This is a genomic window from Oceanobacillus sp. NCCP-135 (assembly GCF_059698015.1).
Window position 1 is genome coordinate 1 of sequence record NZ_BAAKSZ010000017.1, and the last position, 23,616, is coordinate 23,616.

General features: G+C 39.2%; 25 protein-coding genes and 1 pseudogene. 10 read left to right on the forward strand and 16 right to left on the reverse strand.

Annotated elements, in window-relative coordinates:
- Positions 1 to 66: 66 nt before the first annotated feature.
- Positions 67 to 1,233, reverse strand: a pseudogene (gene topB, locus AC6HVZ_RS12525) (DNA topoisomerase III); the annotation flags it as partial.
- Positions 1,234 to 1,526: 293 nt separating this feature from the next.
- Here topB and ytaF point away from each other — a divergent pair.
- Positions 1,527 to 2,135, forward strand: coding sequence for a sporulation membrane protein YtaF (gene ytaF / locus AC6HVZ_RS12530; protein WP_497558506.1), 609 nt, complete (start codon positions 1,527 to 1,529; stop codon positions 2,133 to 2,135).
- Here ytaF and AC6HVZ_RS12535 read toward each other — a convergent pair.
- Together AC6HVZ_RS12535 and AC6HVZ_RS12540 are read right to left on the reverse strand one after the other, a co-directional pair.
- Positions 2,130 to 2,921, reverse strand: coding sequence for an SDR family oxidoreductase (locus tag AC6HVZ_RS12535; protein ID WP_497558507.1), 792 nt, complete (start codon positions 2,919 to 2,921; stop codon positions 2,130 to 2,132). The genes ytaF and AC6HVZ_RS12535 overlap by 6 nt on opposite strands.
- Before the next feature lie 227 nt (positions 2,922 to 3,148).
- The gene (locus AC6HVZ_RS12540) at positions 3,149 to 4,045 is read right to left on the reverse strand and encodes an AEC family transporter (RefSeq protein ID WP_497558508.1); all 897 of its coding nucleotides are present in this window, start codon (positions 4,043 to 4,045) and stop codon (positions 3,149 to 3,151) included.
- Between the two features lie 203 nt (positions 4,046 to 4,248).
- Here AC6HVZ_RS12540 and AC6HVZ_RS12545 point away from each other — a divergent pair, with 203 nt between their 5' ends.
- From AC6HVZ_RS12545 to AC6HVZ_RS12565, 5 genes are all read left to right on the forward strand, one after another.
- Positions 4,249 to 4,626: a GntR family transcriptional regulator gene (locus AC6HVZ_RS12545; protein ID WP_497558509.1), complete on the forward strand. Its 378-nt coding sequence runs from the start codon at positions 4,249 to 4,251 to the stop codon at positions 4,624 to 4,626.
- Position 4,627: 1 nt separating this feature from the next.
- The gene (locus AC6HVZ_RS12550; RefSeq protein ID WP_497558510.1) at positions 4,628 to 5,479 is read left to right on the forward strand and encodes an ABC transporter ATP-binding protein; all 852 of its coding nucleotides are present in this window, start codon (positions 4,628 to 4,630) and stop codon (positions 5,477 to 5,479) included.
- A 3-nt stretch (positions 5,480 to 5,482) separates the two neighbouring features.
- The gene (locus AC6HVZ_RS12555; protein WP_497558511.1) at positions 5,483 to 6,121 is read left to right on the forward strand and encodes an ABC-2 transporter permease; all 639 of its coding nucleotides are present in this window, start codon (positions 5,483 to 5,485) and stop codon (positions 6,119 to 6,121) included.
- A 13-nt stretch (positions 6,122 to 6,134) separates the two neighbouring features.
- Positions 6,135 to 6,797, forward strand: a complete 663-nt coding sequence (locus AC6HVZ_RS12560; RefSeq protein ID WP_497558512.1) for an ABC-2 transporter permease — start codon at positions 6,135 to 6,137, stop codon at positions 6,795 to 6,797.
- Positions 6,798 to 7,657: 860 nt separating this feature from the next.
- The gene (locus tag AC6HVZ_RS12565) at positions 7,658 to 8,506 is read left to right on the forward strand and encodes a CvfB family protein (RefSeq protein WP_497558513.1); all 849 of its coding nucleotides are present in this window, start codon (positions 7,658 to 7,660) and stop codon (positions 8,504 to 8,506) included.
- A gap of 214 nt (positions 8,507 to 8,720) precedes the next feature.
- Here AC6HVZ_RS12565 and AC6HVZ_RS12570 read toward each other — a convergent pair whose 3' ends face one another.
- Complete coding sequence (locus AC6HVZ_RS12570) at positions 8,721 to 9,008, reverse strand: hypothetical protein (RefSeq protein ID WP_497558514.1); 288 nt, start codon at positions 9,006 to 9,008, stop codon at positions 8,721 to 8,723.
- 217 nt (positions 9,009 to 9,225) lie between these two features.
- On the opposite strand from AC6HVZ_RS12570, the gene AC6HVZ_RS12575 reads away from it, so the two are divergent.
- Positions 9,226 to 10,428: a dicarboxylate/amino acid:cation symporter gene (locus tag AC6HVZ_RS12575; protein WP_497558515.1), complete on the forward strand. Its 1,203-nt coding sequence runs from the start codon at positions 9,226 to 9,228 to the stop codon at positions 10,426 to 10,428.
- 529 nt (positions 10,429 to 10,957) lie between these two features.
- Here AC6HVZ_RS12575 and AC6HVZ_RS12580 read toward each other — a convergent pair.
- Both AC6HVZ_RS12580 and AC6HVZ_RS12585 read right to left on the reverse strand, forming a co-directional pair.
- Positions 10,958 to 11,152 carry a YwbE family protein gene (locus tag AC6HVZ_RS12580; protein ID WP_497558516.1) on the reverse strand — a complete coding sequence of 65 codons (195 nt, stop codon included), beginning with the start codon at positions 11,150 to 11,152 and terminating at the stop codon, positions 10,958 to 10,960.
- Positions 11,153 to 11,164: 12 nt separating this feature from the next.
- The gene (locus AC6HVZ_RS12585; protein ID WP_497558517.1) at positions 11,165 to 11,392 is read right to left on the reverse strand and encodes a DUF2164 domain-containing protein; all 228 of its coding nucleotides are present in this window, start codon (positions 11,390 to 11,392) and stop codon (positions 11,165 to 11,167) included.
- Between the two features lie 123 nt (positions 11,393 to 11,515).
- On the opposite strand from AC6HVZ_RS12585, the gene AC6HVZ_RS12590 reads away from it, so the two are divergent.
- The gene (locus AC6HVZ_RS12590) at positions 11,516 to 13,213 is read left to right on the forward strand and encodes a M3 family oligoendopeptidase (RefSeq protein WP_497558518.1); all 1,698 of its coding nucleotides are present in this window, start codon (positions 11,516 to 11,518) and stop codon (positions 13,211 to 13,213) included.
- A gap of 99 nt (positions 13,214 to 13,312) precedes the next feature.
- Positions 13,313 to 14,098, forward strand: a complete 786-nt coding sequence (locus tag AC6HVZ_RS12595) for an HAD family hydrolase (RefSeq protein WP_497558519.1) — start codon at positions 13,313 to 13,315, stop codon at positions 14,096 to 14,098.
- Positions 14,099 to 14,175: 77 nt separating this feature from the next.
- Here AC6HVZ_RS12595 and AC6HVZ_RS12600 read toward each other — a convergent pair whose 3' ends face one another.
- From AC6HVZ_RS12600 to ggt, 5 genes are all read right to left on the reverse strand, one after another.
- A complete protein-coding gene (locus AC6HVZ_RS12600; protein WP_497558520.1) occupies positions 14,176 to 14,349 on the reverse strand; it encodes a hypothetical protein in 174 nt (57 codons plus the stop codon).
- A 76-nt stretch (positions 14,350 to 14,425) separates the two neighbouring features.
- The gene (locus tag AC6HVZ_RS12605) at positions 14,426 to 14,956 is read right to left on the reverse strand and encodes a hypothetical protein (RefSeq protein WP_497558521.1); all 531 of its coding nucleotides are present in this window, start codon (positions 14,954 to 14,956) and stop codon (positions 14,426 to 14,428) included.
- Positions 14,937 to 15,464, reverse strand: coding sequence for a chromate transporter (locus tag AC6HVZ_RS12610; protein ID WP_497558522.1), 528 nt, complete (start codon positions 15,462 to 15,464; stop codon positions 14,937 to 14,939). The genes AC6HVZ_RS12605 and AC6HVZ_RS12610 overlap by 20 nt, the downstream gene beginning before the upstream one ends.
- The gene (locus AC6HVZ_RS12615) at positions 15,464 to 16,039 is read right to left on the reverse strand and encodes a chromate transporter (RefSeq protein ID WP_497558523.1); all 576 of its coding nucleotides are present in this window, start codon (positions 16,037 to 16,039) and stop codon (positions 15,464 to 15,466) included. Before AC6HVZ_RS12615 ends, AC6HVZ_RS12610 begins: the two co-directional genes overlap by 1 nt.
- A 33-nt stretch (positions 16,040 to 16,072) precedes the next feature.
- On the reverse strand, positions 16,073 to 17,686 hold the full coding sequence (gene ggt, locus AC6HVZ_RS12620) for a gamma-glutamyltransferase (RefSeq protein ID WP_497558524.1): 1,614 nt from the start codon (positions 17,684 to 17,686) through the stop codon (positions 16,073 to 16,075).
- Between the two features lie 182 nt (positions 17,687 to 17,868).
- On the opposite strand from ggt, the gene AC6HVZ_RS12625 reads away from it, so the two are divergent.
- On the forward strand, positions 17,869 to 18,318 hold the full coding sequence (locus AC6HVZ_RS12625) for an Lrp/AsnC family transcriptional regulator (protein ID WP_497558525.1): 450 nt from the start codon (positions 17,869 to 17,871) through the stop codon (positions 18,316 to 18,318).
- 48 nt (positions 18,319 to 18,366) lie between these two features.
- Here AC6HVZ_RS12625 and AC6HVZ_RS12630 read toward each other — a convergent pair whose 3' ends face one another.
- The 5 genes from AC6HVZ_RS12630 to AC6HVZ_RS12650 all read right to left on the reverse strand — a co-directional run bounded on the left by AC6HVZ_RS12630 (position 18,367) and on the right by AC6HVZ_RS12650 (position 23,144).
- Positions 18,367 to 19,782 carry an SLC13 family permease gene (locus AC6HVZ_RS12630; RefSeq protein WP_497558526.1) on the reverse strand — a complete coding sequence of 472 codons (1,416 nt, stop codon included), beginning with the start codon at positions 19,780 to 19,782 and terminating at the stop codon, positions 18,367 to 18,369.
- A gap of 6 nt (positions 19,783 to 19,788) precedes the next feature.
- On the reverse strand, positions 19,789 to 21,273 hold the full coding sequence (locus AC6HVZ_RS12635) for a tripartite tricarboxylate transporter permease (RefSeq protein WP_497558527.1): 1,485 nt from the start codon (positions 21,271 to 21,273) through the stop codon (positions 19,789 to 19,791).
- A 14-nt stretch (positions 21,274 to 21,287) separates the two neighbouring features.
- Complete coding sequence (locus AC6HVZ_RS12640) at positions 21,288 to 21,746, reverse strand: tripartite tricarboxylate transporter TctB family protein (RefSeq protein WP_497558528.1); 459 nt, start codon at positions 21,744 to 21,746, stop codon at positions 21,288 to 21,290.
- A gap of 93 nt (positions 21,747 to 21,839) precedes the next feature.
- Positions 21,840 to 22,868: a tripartite tricarboxylate transporter substrate binding protein gene (locus tag AC6HVZ_RS12645; protein WP_497558529.1), complete on the reverse strand. Its 1,029-nt coding sequence runs from the start codon at positions 22,866 to 22,868 to the stop codon at positions 21,840 to 21,842.
- A 45-nt stretch (positions 22,869 to 22,913) separates the two neighbouring features.
- Entirely contained in the window at positions 22,914 to 23,144 is a 231-nt protein-coding gene (locus AC6HVZ_RS12650; RefSeq protein ID WP_497558530.1) for a hypothetical protein, read from the reverse strand.
- Positions 23,145 to 23,616 lie beyond the last annotated feature (472 nt).

A 23,616-nucleotide genomic window follows, 5' to 3' on the forward strand; every position in this document is an offset into this window, starting at 1 on the left:
AATTAATTAAAGCCTTCAAACTGTTGATAATAAAGGAATTGGAAATTTATGTCACCAAACTTGGGCTAAATCATAGATTTTTCTTTCTTTACCAGTGAAAGCAGAGAAATTCACATATCCTTCAGTAGGGATAATTGCATGATGATCGCTTAATTTCGAGTCATTGACGAACGATTTATTTGCTTTAATTGGCTTAGCTAAAATTTTATTTGCCGCTGATCGATACTCACCAACACCACAGGCTTTTAAGCGATCAGGAATCGTTGAAACAATATCACTTGAAATATATCGAGAATCTGTACGAGGGTATGTTAACACTTTATGTTGCTCATACAGTTTTTGCATTATATTTAATGTTTCCTTTGCTGAATAGCCAAAGAACTTATTTGCATCACGTTGTAGTTCTGTTAAATCATAAAGCCCCGGAGCAAATGATCTTTTGGGTTTACGGTCAATCGTCACAACTTTAGCATCTTGACAACCAAGTGCTTTAACAATTGCATCAATTTTTTCCTTGTTAAAGCTACGACTATTACCGTTCGAATCTTGCCATGTTAATTTAATCGTATCTGTTTGTGCCTCGATACCATAATATGTTTGTGGCTTGAAATTTTTAATTTCATCTTCCCTTGTCGCAATTATGGCTACTGTAGGTGTTTGCACCCGCCCACTGGAAAGCTGTGCATTAAATTTGGTTGTCAGAGCACGTGTCGCGTTGAGTCCTACATACCAGTCCGCTTCAGAACGAGCCACTGCTGATGCATATAAATTTTCATATTTCGCTCCAGGCTTTAGCTGGTTAAAGCCATCACGAATCGCCTTATCCGTAACAGATGAAATCCATAACCGCTTCACAGGCTTTGATACATGCGCTTTTTCCAAAATCCAGCGTGCGACTAACTCCCCTTCACGCCCGGCATCTGTTGCGATAACGACCTCACTTACATCTTTGCGGTTCAGCTGTGTCTTCACTGAACTAAACTGTTTACCAGTCTTCTTGATCACAACCAGTTTCAATTGCGATGGCAGCATGGGCAGATCAACCAGCTTCCATGTTTTATATTTATCATCATACACTTCTGGATCAGCCAATGTAATCAAGTGACCGAGTGCCCATGTCACAATATATTTTGATCCTTCCAGATAGCCATTGCCTTTTTTATTGCAATTTAAGACACGGGCAATGTCACGGCCAACGGAAGGCTTTTCTGCTAGTACAACTGTTTTACTCATTAAAAAAATCCCCTCTTCCTCGAAAACTTGGCTTCCCGTTAAAAGGATGCTTTGAAAGCGTTTTTTGCTTTCTTAGAAATCCCTATACTTGGCGAGCAAGCCTACAATCTGCACTTATTCTGGTTTCTAAAAAAAACGTTTTTCTTCCTATCAGTGTTAAGAAATAGCTACTGTTAACTTTACCATAATTAATGGATGATGTGCAGGTAAGAATGAAAGCTGCTCACATACCATACACAATTTCCATACAATACAATAAATAATCAAGGAAAGCTAATAAAGGAAATGGTAGAATGCTTTTTTATACAGGTTTATTTCTCTTAGTCATTGCTGTTAGTCTCGATGGATTTGGTGTGGGAATTACGTATGGGATGCGAAAAATTCTTGTGCCATTCAATGCATTGTTCATTATTATGTGCTGCTCCGGGATTATCGTGTTAGCAGCAATGACAATTGGCTCTGTTTTCAGTTCATATATCTCACCAGATGTAGCCACAACAATTGGTGGGAGCATTTTAATATTTCTGGGGGTGTTTTCCCTTTATAATAATATTCGTCCGAAGCGGGAGGATGCGACGGACGAATCAGAGCAAAACTTTTTAACAACTGTACTCTCCACGCCAGATAAAGCAGATCTAGATCAATCTGGTACGATTTCCGCCCATGAAGCATTGCTGTTAGGTGCGGCACTAGCACTTGATGCATTTGGTGCTGGGATAGGTGCTTCCATGTTAGGTTATGCACCAATTTTAACAGCATTTCTCATCGCCTTTATGAGTGGTTTATTTGTCTTTTGGGGTATTCGCATAGGAATTCTTTTGTCAAAAACCAGAATGCTGCAAAAAGTGACATTTATGCCACCATTATTGTTGATAGCCCTTGGGATTTTGAATATTTTATAATGCCTTCACCAGTCCTCCATCCACAATCAGGGACTGTCCGGTAATATACGTGTTTGCACCCGACGCAAGAAAAACAATTGCTTTTGCAAATTCATCCGGCTGTCCGTATCGTTTCATTGGGATTTTTTCTTCCGCTTCTTTTCTTACTTCTTCAACTGGTTTATTTATTTTTTCAGCACGAACTTGATTCAATTCCACAATGCGATCTGTTTCAATCGTGCCAGGTCCGATTGTATTGATTAAAATATTAGCTTCACCCAGCTCTTGTGCCAGTGTTTTTGATAACCCGACAATCCCAGGTCTCATTGTATTGGAAAGCACAAGATTATCAAGGCTTTGTTTAATGGAGGATGAAGCTAGATTGACGATATGCCCAGCCCTATTTTTCTTCATCATTGGCACAACTTCACGAATTGTGCGGATAAAACTGAGTAAATTCATCTCAAATGCATGATACCAGTCTTCATCAGTCATGTTTAAGAAGCTTCCTGCTGGAGGACCTCCTGCATTATTAATCAGAACATCAACAGTACCATTTACGGAAACAGCTTTTTCCACAAGCTGTTTAATCTCTTGTGCATCTTTCATATTGCAAACAGTATAATCGATGTTTGTATTTCTCGTTTCAGCTTTTATTTCAGCAACAGCCTTTTCCAGTGCCTCCTCCCTTCTGCTGCTAATGAAGACATGTGCTCCTTCTCTGGCAAATTCCATTGCCGCTGCTTTGCCAAGTCCCTTACTAGCAGCTGTTACAATGACTGATTTCCCCGTTAATTTTAGATCCATTTAAAGCCGCCTCCTAATTAAAATACCCAAGGGCCCTCCTCCTATTATATAGGTAAAACCCTTGGGTACTGCAAAATTATCGCTTAGTTAAAGTAGTGAAATAATCCATCCAATCACAACAATTGCACCAATTATCATTAATATTGTTCTTAGCATATTCTTCATCCTTCCTGTCCTAAGGCGCAGTATTTATGTTTCATTTACCCGTAACTTGAACAACGGAAACATTAAGATACAATATTCAACAGGATCGTTAAGGTAATAATACTTGTAACTGTTGCGATAAAGGTAATACTTGAGACTAAATCCGGTTCGGTATCAAATTCAATCGCATACATTGTTGTTGTGGCTGCAGTCGGCATGGCGGAGATAATAATAAGTACTGCTGCGATAATCGGATCCATATCAATAATGGCTACAAATCCAAACGCAATCAGTGGTGCAATCACCATTTTCAGGGTCACTGCTGAAATGACCACCTGCCAGTTCAATTTTAATTTTGTCATCGAACCAAGCTGCATACCAAGCAAAATCATCATAACCGGGATGGCTGCATTTCCTACCATGGATAAGGTAGAATGGATCGATTCAGCAACACCAACAGAATAATACTGAAAAATAAATGCCAGAATAGCTGCATAGGTTGTTGGCATTTTCATTACATTTGCAAACGCCCGCTTTATACCACTTGAGCTACGTGATGCATAATACACCCCAAAGAAATTTTTTTGCAGGGCTTGTACTACCATAATAAAGATGGCATACGGCAATGCCGCATTTCCAATACTGAACAGGACAACCGGCAACCCATAATTTCCGGAATTCATAAATCCAGTCGCCAGGATCGAAGCGCTTTCCAAATTAGGCTCCCATTTAAAAATTTTCGCTAAGAGCTTATTCAAACATACCATAATGAAAAACAATACAAATGAATAGATAAGTACAATCATAAAACCACTGTCAAATTCAGCATCGTACAATGTAATAAAAACGAGTGCCGGACTCAATATATACAATGTAATCGCTGAAACTGATCGAACATCAAGCACCCTAATTCGCTGCAAAATAAATCCCGAAGCGAAAACAGCCATGATTGGTATAATAACATTTAAAAATAAACTCATGCTGACATCTCCATTTAATCATTCAATTCTATTAGTTTATCATAATTGGCTTAAGAGGTGGACAAGCTTTTGAAAACTGGTCTATTTTCCTGTTTTAAATTTGGGATCTTCCACTTTTCATATATTCCTATTAAAAAGTTTCTTGACACAATGTACATATTGTATATAATGTATATATACAATAGAAAACGAGGGATTGTTCTATGGATATTCTTATAAAGAGCAACAGTAAAGAGCCTCTTTTCCAACAAATCAAGGAACAAATTAAACAGCATATTTTCTCCGGTGAACTAAAGGAAGGCGATGCGCTTCCTTCTATGAGGGTTTTGGCAAAGGATCTAAAAGTCAGTGTGATTACAACAAAGCGGGCTTATGAAGATCTTGAACAGGAAGGCTATTTAATTTCTGCTGTTGGTAAAGGAACATTTGTCGCCGGGCAGCAACCACATGTGCTCAGGGAATGGCAGGTTCGCAAGCTGGAAAATGAACTGGAAAAAGTTGTCCTTGAAGGAAAAAAACTTGGCTTAACGAAAGCAGAATTATTCGAACTGATATCTATTTATTTTGAAGAGGAGTTGTAATATGAATACGGTTGAGTTTCATCATGTCACAAAAAAACGTAAGGGGTTTTCTGTTGAAAATTTAAATATAACCATTCCAAAGGGTTATATAACAGGGTTTATCGGACCAAATGGGAGTGGAAAAACAACGACCATTCAACTGATGATGAACATTCTGCAAATGGACGAAGGAGATATTCAGCTTTTCGGCAGGAGTCACAAGGATCATCATGTTAAACAAAAAATTGGATTCGTATATGATGACCTTTACATGTATGAAGAATTCACCATTAAAAAAATGAAATCCTTCATTGCGCCATTTTATGAAACCTGGAACGAAGAATTATTTCAGGACTATCTTGTAAAATTTGAATTGCCACTTCGTAAGAAAATAAAGCATTTTTCTAAAGGGATGAAAATGAAATGCTCATTATTATTTGCACTATCACATGAGCCGGAATTTATCGTCATGGATGAGCCTACCTCTGGACTTGACCCTATTTTCAGAAGGGAATTGCTCGATCACCTTCAGGAATTGATGGTGAATGAAAATCAAACGATATTTTTCTCAAGCCATATAACGACAGACTTGGATCGTGTGGCAGATTATGTTGTATTCATTTTTCAGGGTAAAGTTATTTTTCAAAAGAGCATGGAGGAATTACAGAGCCAGTTTCATATCATTAAAGGAAAATCAGACATCATTGATGCTGATACAAAAGAATTATTTTCTGGTCTTCAGAAAACCGAAATAGGATTTAGCGGATTATTTGAAGGGGATCCATCCATTTTCGATCCATATGGTGAAGAAATTATAATTGAGAAAGCAACACTGGAAGATATTATGTATTTCATGACACGGAAGGAGAATTAATTTGTGGCACAGCTTATTAAAAAGGAATTTCAAATAAATGTAATATATATCGTTTTTCTTATTCTAATTATTCCGGTCTTTTTCGTTTTAGATATGCCCAGTACTTATTTGTATTTTGCTACCATGCTTGGTTTTATTTTTAATGCATTTTACTATGACAGCAAAAATCATGTTAATCGATTCACAGCAAGTCTTCCATTCAGAAAGAAATATATCGTCCTGGGTAAATATGTATTTTTTCTAATTGTTACGATAGGATTCCTGCTATACCTTTGGCTGATTAATAGGATTGCCCATTTTGGATTGCCATACCTGGAGTCGGAACCGATGCATTGGTTTTTACCTTTATTAATATTCGTTTCCATTTCATTGATGCTGTCCATTTCGATTCCGATTTATTATATTTTCCAATCCTATATGAGAGCCTTTTTCATACAAATGGTTATGTTATTTTCCATTGGATTTGGCATCGTGATTATCATTGGAAACCCGTATATTCAGGTAAGTGATAGGATTATACTCTTCATCCTTGATATCATCGACCTGCAACCTGTGCTTATTCTTATTGGGTTTTCGCTTGGTAGTCTATATCTTTCCTATAGGCTGGCTGCATGGATTTATGTCAAAAAAGATATTTTGTAAAGGAGGTACAAAGGTGCCGCAGCTTATCAAACAGGATTTACTTGTAAACACCTGGATCACCTATTTATCTATACTATTACTTTTGCCAATAGCATATCTCATATTTTTACCGCCAGTTTTCACGTTTATCGCAATTGCTTTAAGCTTAATGATCGCATTGTTTTATTATGATGATCGTGCAAATGTAAATAAGTTCCTGATCAGCTTACCCATTCAAGCCTCTCGAGTTGTCAGGCGTAGGTACCAATCCATTATGCTGTTATCCATTTGCATCATCCTGTATCAATGGATAATCGGTTATGCAATAATATCCTTCACTGATCTCAATCGATATATCTACGGCTGGAAGGATATTATGGTAAATTTTAGCATTGGGGCAATCATAACAGCAATTACTGTTCCTTTTTTCTACTTGTTTCGATCATTTACACTGTCTGTTGGCTGTCTAATGGTTCTCTTGCTACTTGGAACTTATTATTCATTAACACCACTTGTGACGGTATTGGAAATGGAGGAAGTGATTATTTTTAATGAACTTGATGCTGGCTTTGTATTGCTAGTAGAAAAATATATTCCATATCAGCCATTTATCATTTTAGTGCTGGCTTCCATCGTAATCTTTTATCTATCCATGAAACTATCACAACTGCTCTATTTGGCAGTTAAGAAAGGATAAAATACTTCCTTACTGCATAAGTGCATAAGTAATACTTCGAAGCATTTACATCGCAGACGAAAAGTATTTTTCGTTGAACTAAGGTTGTCACTTAAGGGCTTGGTGACAACCAAGTTTTCTAAAAAAAGATCGTTAAAATTTGACAAATATTTAAGCACATGATATTATATTCAAGTTAACAAAATGAAGTAACAAATAAGTCATCTGGCATTCTACAATGTTTTTGAAGATGCTTATTCACACTGGCGCGACTAAGGGGTCGCAAGGACGTAAGAGCAGGTAGGGCTTACGTTGCTTAAGTTGAGAGAACAAGGAAAGGCGTAAGCGACCGGTTAGCGACGGTCGGACTGAGGCCAACAGGATATTGGTCAGTTCAGTATTGCGACAGGACGAAGCGATTTTAACTGAACTTCCTCTTATTCTTGGAGATAAAGGAAACACAACGAACATAGTGAGTTGATGTTGACTTTCACCACAAGGGTATAAGTACGACTAAGCCTCTGGTTTCACCAATCGGCAAGTCTTCTTTATCGTACGGAGGTGAGGGAAGTCTCGCAAGTCGCTGGGAGCTGAAGCTAGACACCCAGTGGAACATGTACCGCGGTAAAGTGAAATTCTTTAAGAGACTCTTAAGCTATATCGGCTGAGTTTAAAAATGAAAAGAGAAGTTAATGTTATTCCATGATACATTAAAGAAATGCTTAAACTTAAATGAGCACACGAATTGAGAATTTCCCACCCGAATTCATCGGGATTAAAAATAAAAATGAAACTTATGTGTTACTTTTGAAATTAAAGGGATACTCTTATAGAAGGGTATCCCTTTTCCAATATATACATAAAAGAAAGAAGGCTAAACGATGTTACCACTCGGAACCATTCAAACAATGACTGTATTACGAAAAATCGACTCGGGATATGTTTTGCAAAAAGATATGGATGAAGCCTTGCTGCATCATAATGAAACGGAAAATGAGCTGGAGACGGATCAACAGGTAAACGTTTTTCTATATTCCGATAAAAAAGGAAACATTACAGCAACAACAAAATTACCCACAGTACAAATGGATGAATTCGGCTGGGCTGAGGTTGTTGAGGTTATTCCAAATCTTGGGGCATTCGTCAACATTGGTACAACGAAGGAAATGCTTGTCTCAAAAGATGATTTGCCATTATTCGAAACGGTGTGGCCACGCGTGGGTGACAAGCTTTTTGTTACATTAGGAAAAGATCAAAAAGGGCGTCTGCTCGCAATCCCAGCTACGGAAGGAATCATTGCAAGAGAGATAGAATTAGCCCCCGATGATTTGTTGAATAAACCGATCAGTGGTACTGTTTATCATACGAGTAAGGAAGGATCCGCAATTATAACTAATGATGATTATCGTGGATTCATCCACCATACCGAGCGAAAAACAGAGCCTCGCCTTGGCGAATTGGTTGAAGGTCGTGTAATCAACGTAAAAGAAGATGGAACATTGAATATTTCACTAAGACCACTCAAGCGGCACAGTATGGGAGAGGATGCAGAGACCATTTTAGCACATTTGGAAAATAATGATGGTGTCATCCCTTTCAGTGACAAAAGTGATCCCGAGGATATTCGCGGAACTTTTCATATAAGCAAAGCAGCTTTCAAACGAGCACTTGGAAAATTAATGAAAGAAGGAAAGATTGAGCAACGTGATGGGAATACGTATTTAAAATAGTATCAACTCGTGGGCGAGTACATCTTCCCGAGGGCGAGAACTTCTGCCCGAGTACGGAAACTTCTGCCCGAGTACGGAAACTTCTGCTCGTGAGCGTGAACTTCTGCTCGTGAGCGAGTACATCTGCCCGCAGGCTGGTTTACAATACATGGTTCACATATATTTTACCCACAAAAAAAAGAGCGATCCGTCACTCTTTTTTTAAAATTCTTCTTTATACATTTGCATTATTTGCATTGGAATCTAGAATGGATGTAACAATTAGTCCGACTGCTGCTGCGAATAAAGATGCAATTCCCCATCCGCCTAAGCCTGCTCCCATAACTTCAATTTTGTCGATAAGGGATGCCAGACCGAGGAATAGTAAGCCTGCAATAATGAAAACGAAGCTTGCATAATAACCAGTATACTTTTCCTTTGATGAAGCCTTAAGCAGAACAAGATTAATTACAATAATAGCTACTGTTAAAATAGCTCCTATTAAAAAGACTGATTGAACCATGATTTTCACCTCATAAAATAAATATGTATCTTTATATAGTCTACAATTGAACCAGAATAAAGTCAATTGAACCGGATAATTTTTTCTTTCCCTTATCTCCCTTAAAAGAAGTCACTGAAATAATTGAATTTTTCCAGATGAAATTGAATAGGATAATAGTACAAACCTGAAAAGGAGGTGTCTACTCGTATTTTATCACCATTTAAAGGAGGTTCTTATGAAGAAAAGTTTGGTATGGCAAATTATTGTCGCATTTATCCTCGCTATTTTTGTTGGTTTAATTTTTGGAGAAAGAGCAAGTTTTGTTCAACCAATTGGTGATTTATTTTTACGTCTTATTAAATTTATCATTGTTCCATTAATCCTGGCAACCATTGTTATTGGTGTTACCAGTGCAGGTGACATTAAAAAACTGAGCAGATTAGGTGGTAAAACAATTTCCTTTTATTTAGTAACGAGTTTTGCCGCAATCACAATCGGTCTAACGGCAGGTTTTGTCATTTCCCCGGGAACTGGTACTGATATTACCGTTAATGAAGCTGCAGTAGAGCCGACAGAAACAGAAGGTGTAGTCCAAACATTATTAAATATTATCCCTACAAATCCTATCGAATCCCTTACAACAGGAAATGTACTGCAAATTATCTTTTTTGCCATTTTCTTAGGAATTGGCATCACATTAGTTGGCGAAAAAGCTGCTCCGGTACAGCGGTTCTTTGATGGACTGGCAGAAATCATGTACAAAATAACTGCACTGATCATGATACTTGTACCTTTTGGTATTTTTGGCTTGCTTGCTCCAATTGTTGGAGAGTATGGATTATCCGTACTTCTTCCGCTAATCAAGTTAATAATTGCTGTGCTAATAGGATGTGTCATTCATGCAGGAATTATTTATTCTTTGGCAGTAAAATCACTCGGAAAAATGAATCCGCTCACATTTTTTAAAGGTATTTTCCCGGCTGCCACTGTAGCATTCAGCACAAGCAGCAGCTCTGGAACCTTGCCTGTAACGATGAAAAACACACAGGAAAGTCTTGGTGTATCAAAGGAAACAAGCAGTTTCATTCTTCCATTAGGTGCGACAATAAACATGGACGGAACAGCGTTATATCAGGGGGTTGCCGTTGTTTTTATCGCACAATATTTTGGTTTAGAACTAACCTTTGCGCAAATTATGATGGTAGTCCTAATTGGAACGCTTGCCTCCATTGGCACAGCCGGTGTACCCGGTGCTGGTCTTGTCATGTTAACGATGGTTCTTGCGGCAATTAACCTTCCACTTGAAGGTATTGCATTGATTGCCGGTGTCGATCGTGTGCTTGATATGATGCGAACATCTGTAAATGTGATGGGTGATGCAACTGCAAGTGTAGTTGTGGAGGCATCGGAAAGAAAACGAGAGGCACAGGCATCGTAGTAAGAAAAACCCAGCTCACTCCTCATCTTTCCAAATGCCAGAAGCCTGAGGTCAGATTGGAGGAAATCGGCGAAAAACCGATTTCCTTCATAAACATTCTTCCTAATATAATGAGTGATTTTATACTTTCTGATGTACTTTTTAAAACAATGTCTTTTTTCGTAATTTTTTCCTCTTTAACCTCCGCAGCATTTACGAGTAAATTGAATCTAACTGAAGGAGTTTATATAAAATGCGGCCCTTGCGCATTTAGCGATATGTGCCTTTTGCAGAGTTATCCAAGGATTAATATCTTTTGTACATAATTTACTCACTCACATCGTTTTATGCGTAAAAGCCTAAAATGCGACGTAATATTATTATTTGTAATAAGTACTTGTATAATCACCAATCGTAAGCACTTAGGGCGGATGCGGACCTTAGAACACGGCCTAAAACCTTTAGCAAACAGTACTAACACCACGGAAATAGCCTTTGCTTTAAAAAATCTGTCAATCATTTTATTTAGACAATCAACAGACATTTTAAATTATTTTATATGAACTCTCCCTACCCGACCATCTTCTAGTCTAACTTTAATTCCATGTGGATGAAACTGGGAATTTGTCAGTAGATCTTTAACAATCCCACTTGTCGTTTTTCCTGTTCTTTGATCCTTTTTCAAAACAATAGCCACTTCTAATCCAGGATAAATATTTTTCCGATGTCTGCCATCAATTGTCATTTGCTTCCCACCCTATTTTTGGATCTCAAATATATCTTCTAGTTTTTCATGTAAATATGCATGGCTATCCGCCACCCCAATATTATAAAACATTGGTGCAAACTCTTCCATAAAAAACTCGAGCAGTAGCATTGCCGCTAAATCACCAATTTCCTCATCCCGTTCCTTTTCAAAATAGCCTTTGATTGATCCGACCATTTCGTCTTTTTGTTCTTTCGTTAATTCGAATTTTGGTTTCATGGGAATCTCCTTTTTGTATCAACTGTCTCTTTAGTTTATCACTAACATATAACCTTTTAAAACAAACAAGGAATTCACACCCCGTGTGTCGAATACTATACCTATACAGAAGGAGGACTACATATGTTAAAATTTGCAGACTATAAGTATCAACGACCCGATCTACAAGAGGAAAAGGATAAATTTTCCGGACTTTTGAATGCATTTAAGAATGCTGATTCATTGGAAGAGGCAAACAAAGCGATCGAAGGAATAAATGCGTTTCGCAATAGATTGTCCACACTATCTAATCTCGTTTACATTCGTGCATCCATTGATACAAATGACGAATTTTATCAAAAAGAGCGTGATTTTTTTGATGAATTGGAGCCTGAAATGAGGGCATTCAGCACATCCTTTTACAAGGAATTAATTCGGTCTCCATATTGCGAAAACCTAAAGAAAAAATGGGGATCTCAATTATTTAAGATTGCAGATTTTGAGATCAAGGCATTTTCTCCTGAAATTATTCATTTGCTTCAAAAGGAAAATAAACTGTCATCGGAATATTCAAAGCTTGTAGCATCAGCCGAAGTTAATTTCCAGGGAGAAATCTATACATTGGCCCAACTTGCTCCATTTACACAGGACAAAGATCGTTCTATTCGTAGGGAAGCAGTAAATGCAAGTGCTGGATTCTTTGCAAGTCATGCAGCTACATTTGATGCTATTTATGATCAGCTTGTAGGAGTACGTCATGAAATTGCGACAGCACTTGGATTTAAAAATTTCGTAGAGCTTGGTTATCTTCGTATGCAACGAATTGATTATGACGAAAGTATGGTGAAGATCTTCCGAAAACAAGTACGTGATTTTATTGTCCCATTGGCATCAAAACTTTATGATAAACAGGCAAAGCTTATTGGTGTTGATCAATTAAAGTTCTATGATGAAAACTATAAATTCCAAAGTGGAAACGCCAAACCTAAAGGCACACCAGAATGGATTATTGAAAATGGGAAAAAGATGTACGAAGAATTATCCGATGAAACCAATGAGTTTTTCCATTATATGCTTGAGCGTAATTTACTGGATCTGGAAGCCAAAAAAGGAAAAGAAGCTGGGGGATATTGTACATTTATTGAAGATTACCAGTCACCATTTATCTTTTCGAATTTCAATGGTACATCTGGTGATATAGACGTTCTTACACATGAAGCCGGGCATGCTTTTCAAGTATATTCCAGCCGCAATATCGGAATACCTGAATACCTGTTTCCTACGAGTGAAGCAGCTGAAATCCATTCCATGAGCATGGAGTTTTTCACGTGGCCATGGATGGATCTTTTCTTCAAAGAGGATACAGATAAATACAAGTATTCCCACTTAGCAGAAGGGCTGCAATTCCTTCCATATGGCGTTGCAGTCGATGAATTTCAGCATCTAGTGTATGAAAATCCGGACTGGACGCCGGATCAGCGAAAAGAGGCTTGGAAAAAATTAGAGGAAATCTATCTTCCCCATCGTGATTATGATGGAAATGCTTATTTAGAGGCAGGGGGATTCTGGCAGCGCCAAGGGCATATTTATGAGGTTCCATTCTATTATATTGATTATGCGTTGGCGCAAATTTGTGCATTCCAGTTTTGGAAACGATCCCGAAAAAATCAGGAAAAAGCTTGGGATGACTATGTAAATTTATGTAAATTAGGTGGCTCCAAATCCTTCCTAGAGCTAGTGGAAGCAGCAAATCTAAGCTCCCCATTTGAAGAAGGAACGGTTGAATCTATCGTCAGTACCATTGAGGAGTGGCTTGATTTGGTGGATGATAAAGCATTATAAAAGAGAAATAACTGCAGTAATAAGTACTCGGTGATGTTCTGAATCCTGAACTATGATAGAATACTCTTATATTCAATTACATGTATAAAGGAGAACTTCATGAATTACAAAATACTTTTTCTGGACATTGATGGAACAATCTTAAAACCTGATCATACTTATACGGAGTCTACGAAAGATGCTATTTCCCAGCTTCAGGATCGAGGAATCGAAGTTTTCTTATGCACTGGCAGACCATCACATGAAATAAAAGAGCTTGCTGCCGAGCTTAATATTGAGTCGATTATTGGGTATAACGGCGCCTATGCCAGGTATCAGCATGAAACGATAATTGATGAACCGATGAAGAAAGAAACAATTGGAAAATTTCTTGAAATCGCCAAAGCAAATGGCAATGATCTAGTGATGTACACATCAGAGAAGAATTATTTTACATCACTAGTTAGCCCCGCAGTTATAAATTTTATTGATATTTTTCAACTGAAGGAAAATGAAGCATTCAAGGATGATTTGGCAAGCCAGATCCTAGGTGCCACCATAATGAACTCAACAACAACGCAAGCAGCCATGTACGAACTAAATGCAAATATTCATTTATCACATGTAAATATTGAAGGTGCACAGGACTGCTTTGATATCATAAGGAAAAATGTCAATAAAGGGGAAGCAGTGAAAAAAATTCTTAAACTGTTAAACATCTCTACGGAACAGGCAATTGCTTTCGGGGACGGGATGAACGATAAAGAAATGCTCCAATCTGTTGGTGAAAGTTTTGCAATGGAAAACGGTGATCCAGCACTATTCCCTTATGCAAAACACAAAACAACCTCTGTAACGTATTCAGGAATTTTTAATGGTTTGAAAAAGTTGGGGTTAGTAGAATAATTAAAAGCGCCTTTCATGATTTGTCATGAAAGGCTTTTTTTAATGTGTTGGCGATATCCGCACGCTCCGGGCGATATCTACGTGCTCCGGCCGATATCTCCCGCTCTCCAGGCGATTTCCCGCATGCTCCAGGCGATTTCCCGCACGCTCCAGGCGATTTCCCGCACGCTCCAGGCGATTTCCCGCGTGCTCCGGGCGATTTCCTGCATGCTCCGGGCGATATTTCCCGCTCTCCGGGCGATTTCCTGCATGCTCCGGGCGATATCTACGCTCTTCGGGCGATATCTCGCGCTCTCCAGGCGATTTCCTGCATGCTCCGGGCGATATCTACGTGCTCCGGGCGATATCTCCGTGCTCCAGGCGATTTCCGCACGCTCCGGGCGATATTTCCCGCTCTCCCGGCGATATCTCCGTGCTCCGGGCGATATCTACGCTCTCCGGGCGATTTCCGCACGCTCCAGGCGATTTCCTGCATGCTCCGGGCGATATTCTCGCTCTCCGGGCGATTTCCCGCGTGCTCCGGGCGATATCTCGCGCTCTCCAGGCGATTTCCGCACGCTCCGGGCGATATCTACGCTCTCCGGGCGATATCTCCGTGCTCCAGGCGATTTCCGCACGCTCCGGGCGATTTCCCGCGTGCTCCAGGCGATATTCTCGCTCTCCGGGCGATATCTCCGTGCTCCGGCCGATATTTCCCGCTCTCCGGGCGATATCCCGCACGCTCCAGGCGATTTCCCGCGTGCTCCGGGCGATTTCCTGCACGCTCCAGGCGATATTTCCATTCTCCGGGCGATATCCCGCGCGCTTTCCGACTAATAGCCACCTACCCGCCATTAATCTATAATAAAAACCCACCATACACTAGCGCCCCTGCGATCACAAATGCCGGATGCACTTTGAATCGCTCCATCAGCAAATAGCTTACAACGGTGATAATTGCTGTTTGCCATAATCCTACTCCCTCATAAGATTCAAAGAAAAAGCGCCAGGCCATGACACCAAGTAAGATTGCAATAACCGGTCTAACGTATAGGGTTAACCGTTTAACCTTAGGGGAATCCTTGTATTTAGTAAGCAGTCCTAGCAATAGTATCATGATAATCAGTGACGGAGCTACAGCCGCAAAAACACCTATCACCGCTCCTAATATCCCCCCAACATCATAACCAATATACCCTGCCATTTTTGTGGCAATTGGTCCTGGCAAAGAATTCCCAAGTGCCAGCACTTCACTAAATTCCTGAACAGTCATCCATTCATACCGCTTGACAACTTCATTTTCAACAAGGGGAATAGATGCAGGACCCCCACCATAACCGAGTATACCGGGAATGAAAAATGCTAAAAAGATTTCCCAATATTTCATCATGATGGATCACCTTCTTTTACGGGTGTATCGTTTTTAGGCACATCTCTTTTTACCAATGCAATGAGTATCAATGCACCGATAATAATTCCGGGATGTACCGATAAAAATTGCAGCAGGACAAAAATGATAACACCCATGATTCCTGTCTGCACCCAGCCCATCCCTTTTCCTGCTTTGTCAAGGAATTGCCAGGTTAAAACGGCAAGCATCACACCAACAACCGGGATGACTGCAGCAGTCATTCCCTGTACCCAATCAAATTCCTTAATCGATGAAAGGGATGCGAGTAAAACAATCATTAAAACAATTGTTGGAAAAATAGAGGCGAATACAGCATTCATCATTCCCCAAAAACCAGAAACACGGTGGCCAATATATCCTGCTAATTTTGTAGCAATTGGGCCAGGCAATGTATTTCCCAGGGCCAATAAGTCGCCAAATTCTTCATCACTCATCCATTTATAGTTACCCACTACTTCCTTATGGACTAAAGGAATCGATCCTGGACCACCACCATAGCCGAGCATCCCAACACGAAAAAATGCAATAAATAAATTCCAATGTGTTTTCATAAGTCACATACCTTCCGCAGTAAATTCATTGGCTTACCACGCAGAAACCGTACCATCTGTTCGTGACTCGGTACCACCAACAAGTACACCTGTATTAGGGTCTCTCCAAATGATCTGACCTCTGCCAAAACTATTCGGCTCTAGCTGTATTCGAATATCATGTCCGCGTTCCACTAAACCTTGTGCCAGATGATGGCTAAATCTATTTTCCACTTCTACCGTCTTTTCCTTCATCCATTGCCATCTCGGCGCATCCAGTGCCGCTTGCGGATTCAATCCAAAATCAATCGAATTCATGATAACTTGAACATGCCCCTGTGGCTGCATGAATCCACCCATTACACCAAAGGGACCAATAGGCAGATTATTTTTTGTCAAAAATCCTGGAATAATCGTATGATAGGTTCGCTTAGCCCCTGCTAGTGCATTGACATGATCCGGATCCATAGAAAAATTATGCCCGCGATTTTGCAGTGCAATTCCAGTGCCTGGGACAACTAATCCGGAGCCAAAGCCCATATAATTACTTTGGATAAATGAAACCATATTTCCTTCGTTATCTGCTGTAGCCAAATAGACAGTGCCACTCATTGCTGGTTCTCCAGCTTGCGGGACCAGTGCAGTGTCTGTAATTAATTTTCTTCGTTCTTCTCCATAGCTTTCACTCAATATATCGCTTGTTCCGCACAGCATACAATTTTCTTCCGTAACATGCTTTTGTCCATCAGCAAATGCAAGTTTAATCGCTTCAATTTGTTTATGATACGTATCTATAGATTCTTTTTGAGTAAAATTAAATCCTTTTAAAATATTCAATGCTTGCAGTGCAATAATTCCTTGGCCATTTGGAGGGATTTCCCACACGTCATAGCCCCGGTAATTTACATTAATCGGTTCAACCCAGTCTGCCTTATAGTCTGCCAGATCCTCCGCTGTTAAAAAGCCTCCACTCTCCTTTGAGAAAGCTGCAATTTTCTCAGCCAATTTCCCATGGTAAAAGGATTTTGCATTTGTCTCGGCAATTGATTGCAGTGTCTCGGCATGATCTGCGGAAGACCATATTTCACCAGCCTCTGGTGCTCGGCCTTTTGGTGCAAATGTTTCGAACCAGTTTTCAAATACTTCATCCGTTAGTTTTTCCTTATAATTCTTATATGCATTCTTCCAATACTTACTCAATGTTGGTGATACAGGAAACCCTTCAGAAGCGTAGGTGATTGCCGGCTGCAAAACCTCTATTAATGGAAGCTTTCCGAATTTCTTTGAAAGTTCAGCCCATGCCCCTGGCGCCCCGGGAACTGTTACAGGAATCCAGCCATATGTTGGGATTTCCTCATGCCCTGCTTCTTTCACTGCGTCGATCGAAATAGTTTTCGGGGATCTGCCACTTGCGTTTAATCCATGCAGCTTATCCTTTGTCCAGACTAATGCAAACGCATCTCCGCCAATCCCATTGGAGGTAGGCTCTACGACTGTTAAGCATGCTGCAGTAGCAATCGCCGCATCAATCGCATTCCCGCCTTTTTTCAAAATATCAAGCCCTGCCTGTGAAGCAAGGGGCTGAGAGGTTGCCACCATCCCATTTTTTGCATAGGTAGCATTACGAGTTACCGGATATGGTAAACTGTTATTATTAAAAGAAATCATAAACAAACGCCCCTTATTCCTATGAATTTTGTTTTCTGAATTATATAATATACTACGAAATAATTTACCATTTGTCAATACAATAATAAAGTCTTTCATAAACAAGACCTTCATTTTATATTGTATTTATTATAAAACCTTTCATTATGTTATATACTAGATAAAGCAAAGGAGCCACTGTCATGAAATATGATGAAATCGATAAAAGAATATTAGAAGAATTAGCCGAAGATGGCAGATTATCTTACGTTGAGCTTGCTGAAAAAGTAGGCTTATCTCGGGTTGCTGTAAAAGACAGAATTAAAAACCTCAGAGATAAGGGTGTTATCGAGAAATTCACAGTTGTTATTAATTCGGAAAAATTCGGCAAGAAAGTTTCTGCATTTTTTGAAGTAGATGTGGAGCCTAAGCAATTACAGGAAGTAGCACAAAACCTTGCAGATAATCCGAACGTGGCAAGTATTTATCAAATGACAGGACCAAGCACGCTGCATATGCATGTACTCGTTGAGGATTTTCAGATGCTTGAGGTGTTTATTAATAATGAATTGTATGCAGTCGAGGGAATTACCCGTGTTGAGAGCTCAGTGATTTTGAAGCGATTTAAAAGTAGGACAGGGTATAAGCTGTAAAATTAAAAAAGTACCCGAGCTGTACGACAAGTTTCGGGTACCTTTTCTTCACCAATAAAGAAGTGTTGCAAAAATGGCAATAACCATGAAGAAGATACTGGAGAAAAACCCTATAACGTATTGTTCTTTTTTTCTGAGAACACCTGTATCATAAGCCAGATACGTAGTAGTAGCATGAATCGGCAGAACCATCATACTTCCAATAATCATAATCACCAGAAAAGCTAATTGAATTGGCGGCAGCCCGATCAGTTCCGAATAGGACATTACAATTGGAAAAATAACAATCACCGCAGATGACGGAACGATAAAAAAGAAGCGTAAGGTAAAAATAATCAGGGCAATGATAATTACTTTACTAATTACACCTATGTCTTCTGGGATGATTTCAATCAATTTACTCGCTAAAGCTGCTGCAGTTCCGTTCGCTTCCATGATAATACCTAGTGAAAAAGATGCGCCAAGCAGCAAAAAGTTCTCCCAATCAAAACTCCTAATCGCCTTATTTGTAACAAGTCCTATTTTTGGCAAGGAATAAAACACGACAAGTAACATCGGTGGGATAAGTAGCGGGATCTGCTGTTGATCTGTAACAATCCATGTAACAATCATGGCCAGAAAGCTAAGCATAACAACCCAAAATTTCGCTGGGATTTCTTCCTTTTCCTGTATCTCTTCATGCGTTCGGTCTATTTTCACTTCATCAAGTTCCAATGCTTGATGCTTCAAATACCGCCACACAAAAAATACGATAATAAACGAGCCTAACCATAATGGTGGGGCAATTATCAAAAACCAATCCAACCAGCCTAAATTCGCAATATGATAATCACGTAAAAGCTGGGAGGCAAGAATGGGAAATCCACCACCAGTATAAATGATCATGGTAGCATTTTGATTCATCATGCCTATTACATAAAGGCAATATTTTTTAAAGGTGCTTTTGTCATTTAACCCATAATAGCTATTTAAACGAGTGATTAATGGGAGTAACATTTTAAATCTTGCTACTGCAGATGGCAGCAAAATGGGCAGGATTAAAATAAATAATGGCAGACCAAGTATAATAATTAGTGGCCCACCTTTACTGATTTTTAATAAGAAACGAGCAATGACACTATCCATTCCAACCTTCACAAGTGCTTGGCTTATAATGGATAGCATTAAAATAAAATAAAGGGCAGGGGACAAAAAGCCGACAACAGCCTCATCCATGCTATCCACCAATCCAAATAACAATATCAAAGCTATAATGAATATACTACTTGCACCTGTTGGAATTGGTGTCGTAATCCACAAAAATATAGCTATTCCCAACAACAGTAAGGTAAGCTGTTGCTCCTTGGTGAAGCTTATCACAACATCAGTGTATCCCGTCCATACTATAAGAATAATCACAATCCCCAAAAATAAGAATTGCAGTAATTTTTTATTCCAATAGATATCCCTTAAAAAGCTTTTCATCAGGAACTATCCTTTACGCTTACGTAATAGCTTGATGAGTGGGAAAACAAATGAAAGCAAGGCAACAATTAATAAAGAGATAGCAATCGGATCATGTACAAAAACCATTAAACTGCCATTTGATATGGTCAATGATTGTCTAAATGCCTGCTCCATCATTCCACCAAGAATAAATGCCAGGATAAATGGTGGTGCAGGAAAAGCAAATAACCGCATAAGAAATCCTACGACCCCAAATAGCAATAACATATATAAATCAAATGTGTTAAAGCTGATGGCATATACCCCAATAATACTAAACATAATCACTAGTGATATAAGAAGTGGTCTAGGTATCTTTAATATTTTGGCAAAGTAAGGGATTAATGGTAAATTTAAAATTAGCAGGAACACATTTCCGATATACATACTTGCAATGATTCCCCAAAAAATCTCCGGACGATCTGTCATTAACAATGGTCCAGGCTGTACACCTAAAACCAGGAATGCTCCTAACATAACAGCTGTCGTTCCAGATCCAGGAATTCCCAGACTTAATAACGGAACAAATGCCCCACTCGTTGCAGCATTATTAGCTGTTTCCGGCGCAGCAAGCCCCTTTACAGAACCCTTCCCAAATTCTTCTGGATTTTTTGACATTTTCTTTTCTGTAATATAAGCAATAAATGAAGCGATCGTGGCACCAGCCCCAGGTAAGACACCAAGGACAAAACCTAAAAACGACTGCCTGGTAACAGGGCCTTTCATTTCATTAAAATCTTTTTTATTTAGACGCATACTCCCTAACTTATGTGTATCCTGGGAAAGATCCTTTCTTTTAATAATCAGTGTACAAACCTCAGCCAGTGCAAATAAGCCTAGGGCGATAACGAGGAAGTCCAATCCTTCGAGCAAATTTACATTTCCAAAAGTAAACCGTTGTGTTCCCGTTTGTGCATCAATTCCAATTGTTACAATCATGAATCCAACAACAGCTGAAATTAAAGCTTTGATGGTACTTCCTTCAGACAAGCTGGAGATGGCTGTTAATCCCATCAGCATTAGTGCGAAATAAGCAGGTGGCCCAAAGGATATTGCTACACTGGAAAGCATTGGCGCCAGAAGCATTAGCAGGACAACACTGACTGTTCCACCAATAAACGAACTAATTGCTGCAATTGCTAATGCCTTTCCTGCCTTTCCTTGCTGGGCCATCGGATAGCCATCGAATGCAGTCGCAACTGCACCAGAGACTCCTGGGGCATTTAATAAGATGGAGGAAGTTGATCCACCAAATATTGCTCCATAATAAACGCCAGCCATCATTACTAATGCAGGTGTGGGATCCATTCCAAAGGTAATTGGAATCATAACCGCAATGGCACTAATTGGTCCAAGTCCCGGAAGCATACCAATAAATGTACCGACGAAAACACCTATCATTACAAATAGAATTCCCTCTAAACTAAATGCAACTTGAAAACCTGTCAATATTCCTTCGATCGAGCCCATATGCTCCCCCCCTTTTAAAACGGCAAAATTCCCTGTGGTAAACTAATCCTTAAAAACGTTGTAAACATAATATACATAAATAAAGGAAATATAATCGATACAATCAGATTCGACAAATGTTTCTTATATCCAAGAAACCATGAACAGAAAAAGATAAAAATACAAGTAATAATCACAAACCCAAGTATTTCAAGGAGCATGATATATAGCAGGATAAATGCAAAAACTACTAATAAAGCCCCTATATCTTTCTTCGGTATAACTCTTCTTGCTTTTTGTTCCTCTGTTTCCGAGTCTTTTGAAAAGTATAGACAAACAGCTAAGAAAATTAATAGAAATCCCAACACCATTGGTATTACATCCGCATCAACCGGCGCATATGGATAGGAAGGAAGCTGAAAAGTTAATATTAAGTATCCTGCACCTATCAAAACTAAAATCGCACTTACCCGCTGATTTAGTGTTTTTAACATCGAATCACCACCTAAAAATTTTAAAGTTTAAGCTTTAAATAAGGGAAGTCAATGATCATTGTATCTGATCATTGACTTCCATATGATCGGTTCTTATTCGCCAAGTCCTAGTTCATCCAACAAGGATTGGATGTTTTCCTTTTCTTCATCTAAGAACTGACTGTATTCTTCACTTCCCATGTACATTTCATCCCAGCCGAACTGTGAGCGAATTTCAGCAAATGCTTCGGAATCACTTAATTCTTTAAATTTCTCTTCATAGTAAGCAATCGCTGCTTCATCCATGTTTGGTGGACCGAAGAACCCACGCCAGTTAACAAATGTCTCATCAATCCCTTGTTCAACAGCGGTTGGGAAATCTTCTAAGACTTCTCCTTCTAATCTTTCTTCAGAAGTGACACCCAATACTTTGATTGTTCCAGCTTTTACTTGCTCCACCGTTTCGGAAACACCAGTAGAGAATACATCCACACTTCCATTTAGAAGCTGAGTTAGACCAACGCCATCCTGATCAGATACATATTTGATTTTCGTTACATCAACCCCGGCAGCTTTTGCAATTTGTACAAATTGGATATGATCCATACTTCCCGGAGAGGATGTTCCAACAACAGTAATACTTGATGGATCCTCTTTCATATCATCAAAAAGCTCATTTAAGTTATCCCATTTCGCATCTGCCGCAACCGCAAAAGCTGCATAGTCAGCAATCACATTTGCTAATGGGGTAAAATCTTCATGTCCATATTCGGATTGTCCATTTAATGGGATGAACAGAAGTGGTGGTGAAGCAACAAACATATTGTGTGGACTTCCATCCTGACCAGCAATATAAGCCCAACCGACTGCACCCCCACCTCCAGCTTTATTCACTACACCAATACTTTCATCAATAATTCCTTCTTCCGTGAAAACCTTCGCTGCCATTCTAGCAGTAGTATCCCAGCCTCCACCTGCTCCAGCTGGTGCAACAATTTCAATTGGCTTTTCAGGTGCCCAGTCTGATGATTCTGCTGCGTCTCCCGAATCACCTGACCCACTAGTCTCTTCATCGTCAGCGGCACAGGCTGCAGCAACTAACACAAGAAACATAATTGCTAATAATAGTAAATATTTCTTCATGTTTTTTCCCCCTCATTTATATATGAAATATTCTAATTATGAAACTCATTCACTACTATAAAGAATAATCAACCTGATGTAACCGTTTTCAAAATAAGTTGCAAATCGTTTATTACGTGCATTTTGTTCTTTAAGTTCATGAACGTTTTCTTTGCTGCTTTTTAAGTTTTTCAGAATGCACTCCGTTCGCCCCATCAAAATACTGGAACTACGCAATGCTCGCCCCATCAAAATCATTTGTTGCTTTTCGTCTTCGTAATTGTTAAAAAAATCCACATATCTGTTTGGTTGTTTTCCGCTGCGAACCCTGCTTTTAAGCGGGCATAGCTTCAGCCTCATTTATTAGCAGAAGTCGCTGTCTTAAAAGCTTCGTACCCAATATACTAAAGAAATCACATATTACTGAAAAAATAAAGTGAAATTTCTTTCAGTGGGAGTTTCCCTAGTGAGGGTATTACAGCCGTTAATGCGTGATAAATTAATACACTTAAATATACGTTAAGATCGGGATTGGGGAGATAGCTATAAATGATGATATGCTGGAGAAATGGTCGTCCTAATTATTGATGAAAGTTGAGAGATAAAACAGCTAAGTTGAGAGTAACTGGGTGAAAGTTGAGAGAAAACAAGGGATTTTACAATTATCTCTCAACTTCATGCATTCTTCTCTCAACTTTATAGGTTTCTCTCTCAACTTATTGGATACTTCTCTCAACTTTATAGGTTTCTCTCTCAACTTATTGGATAC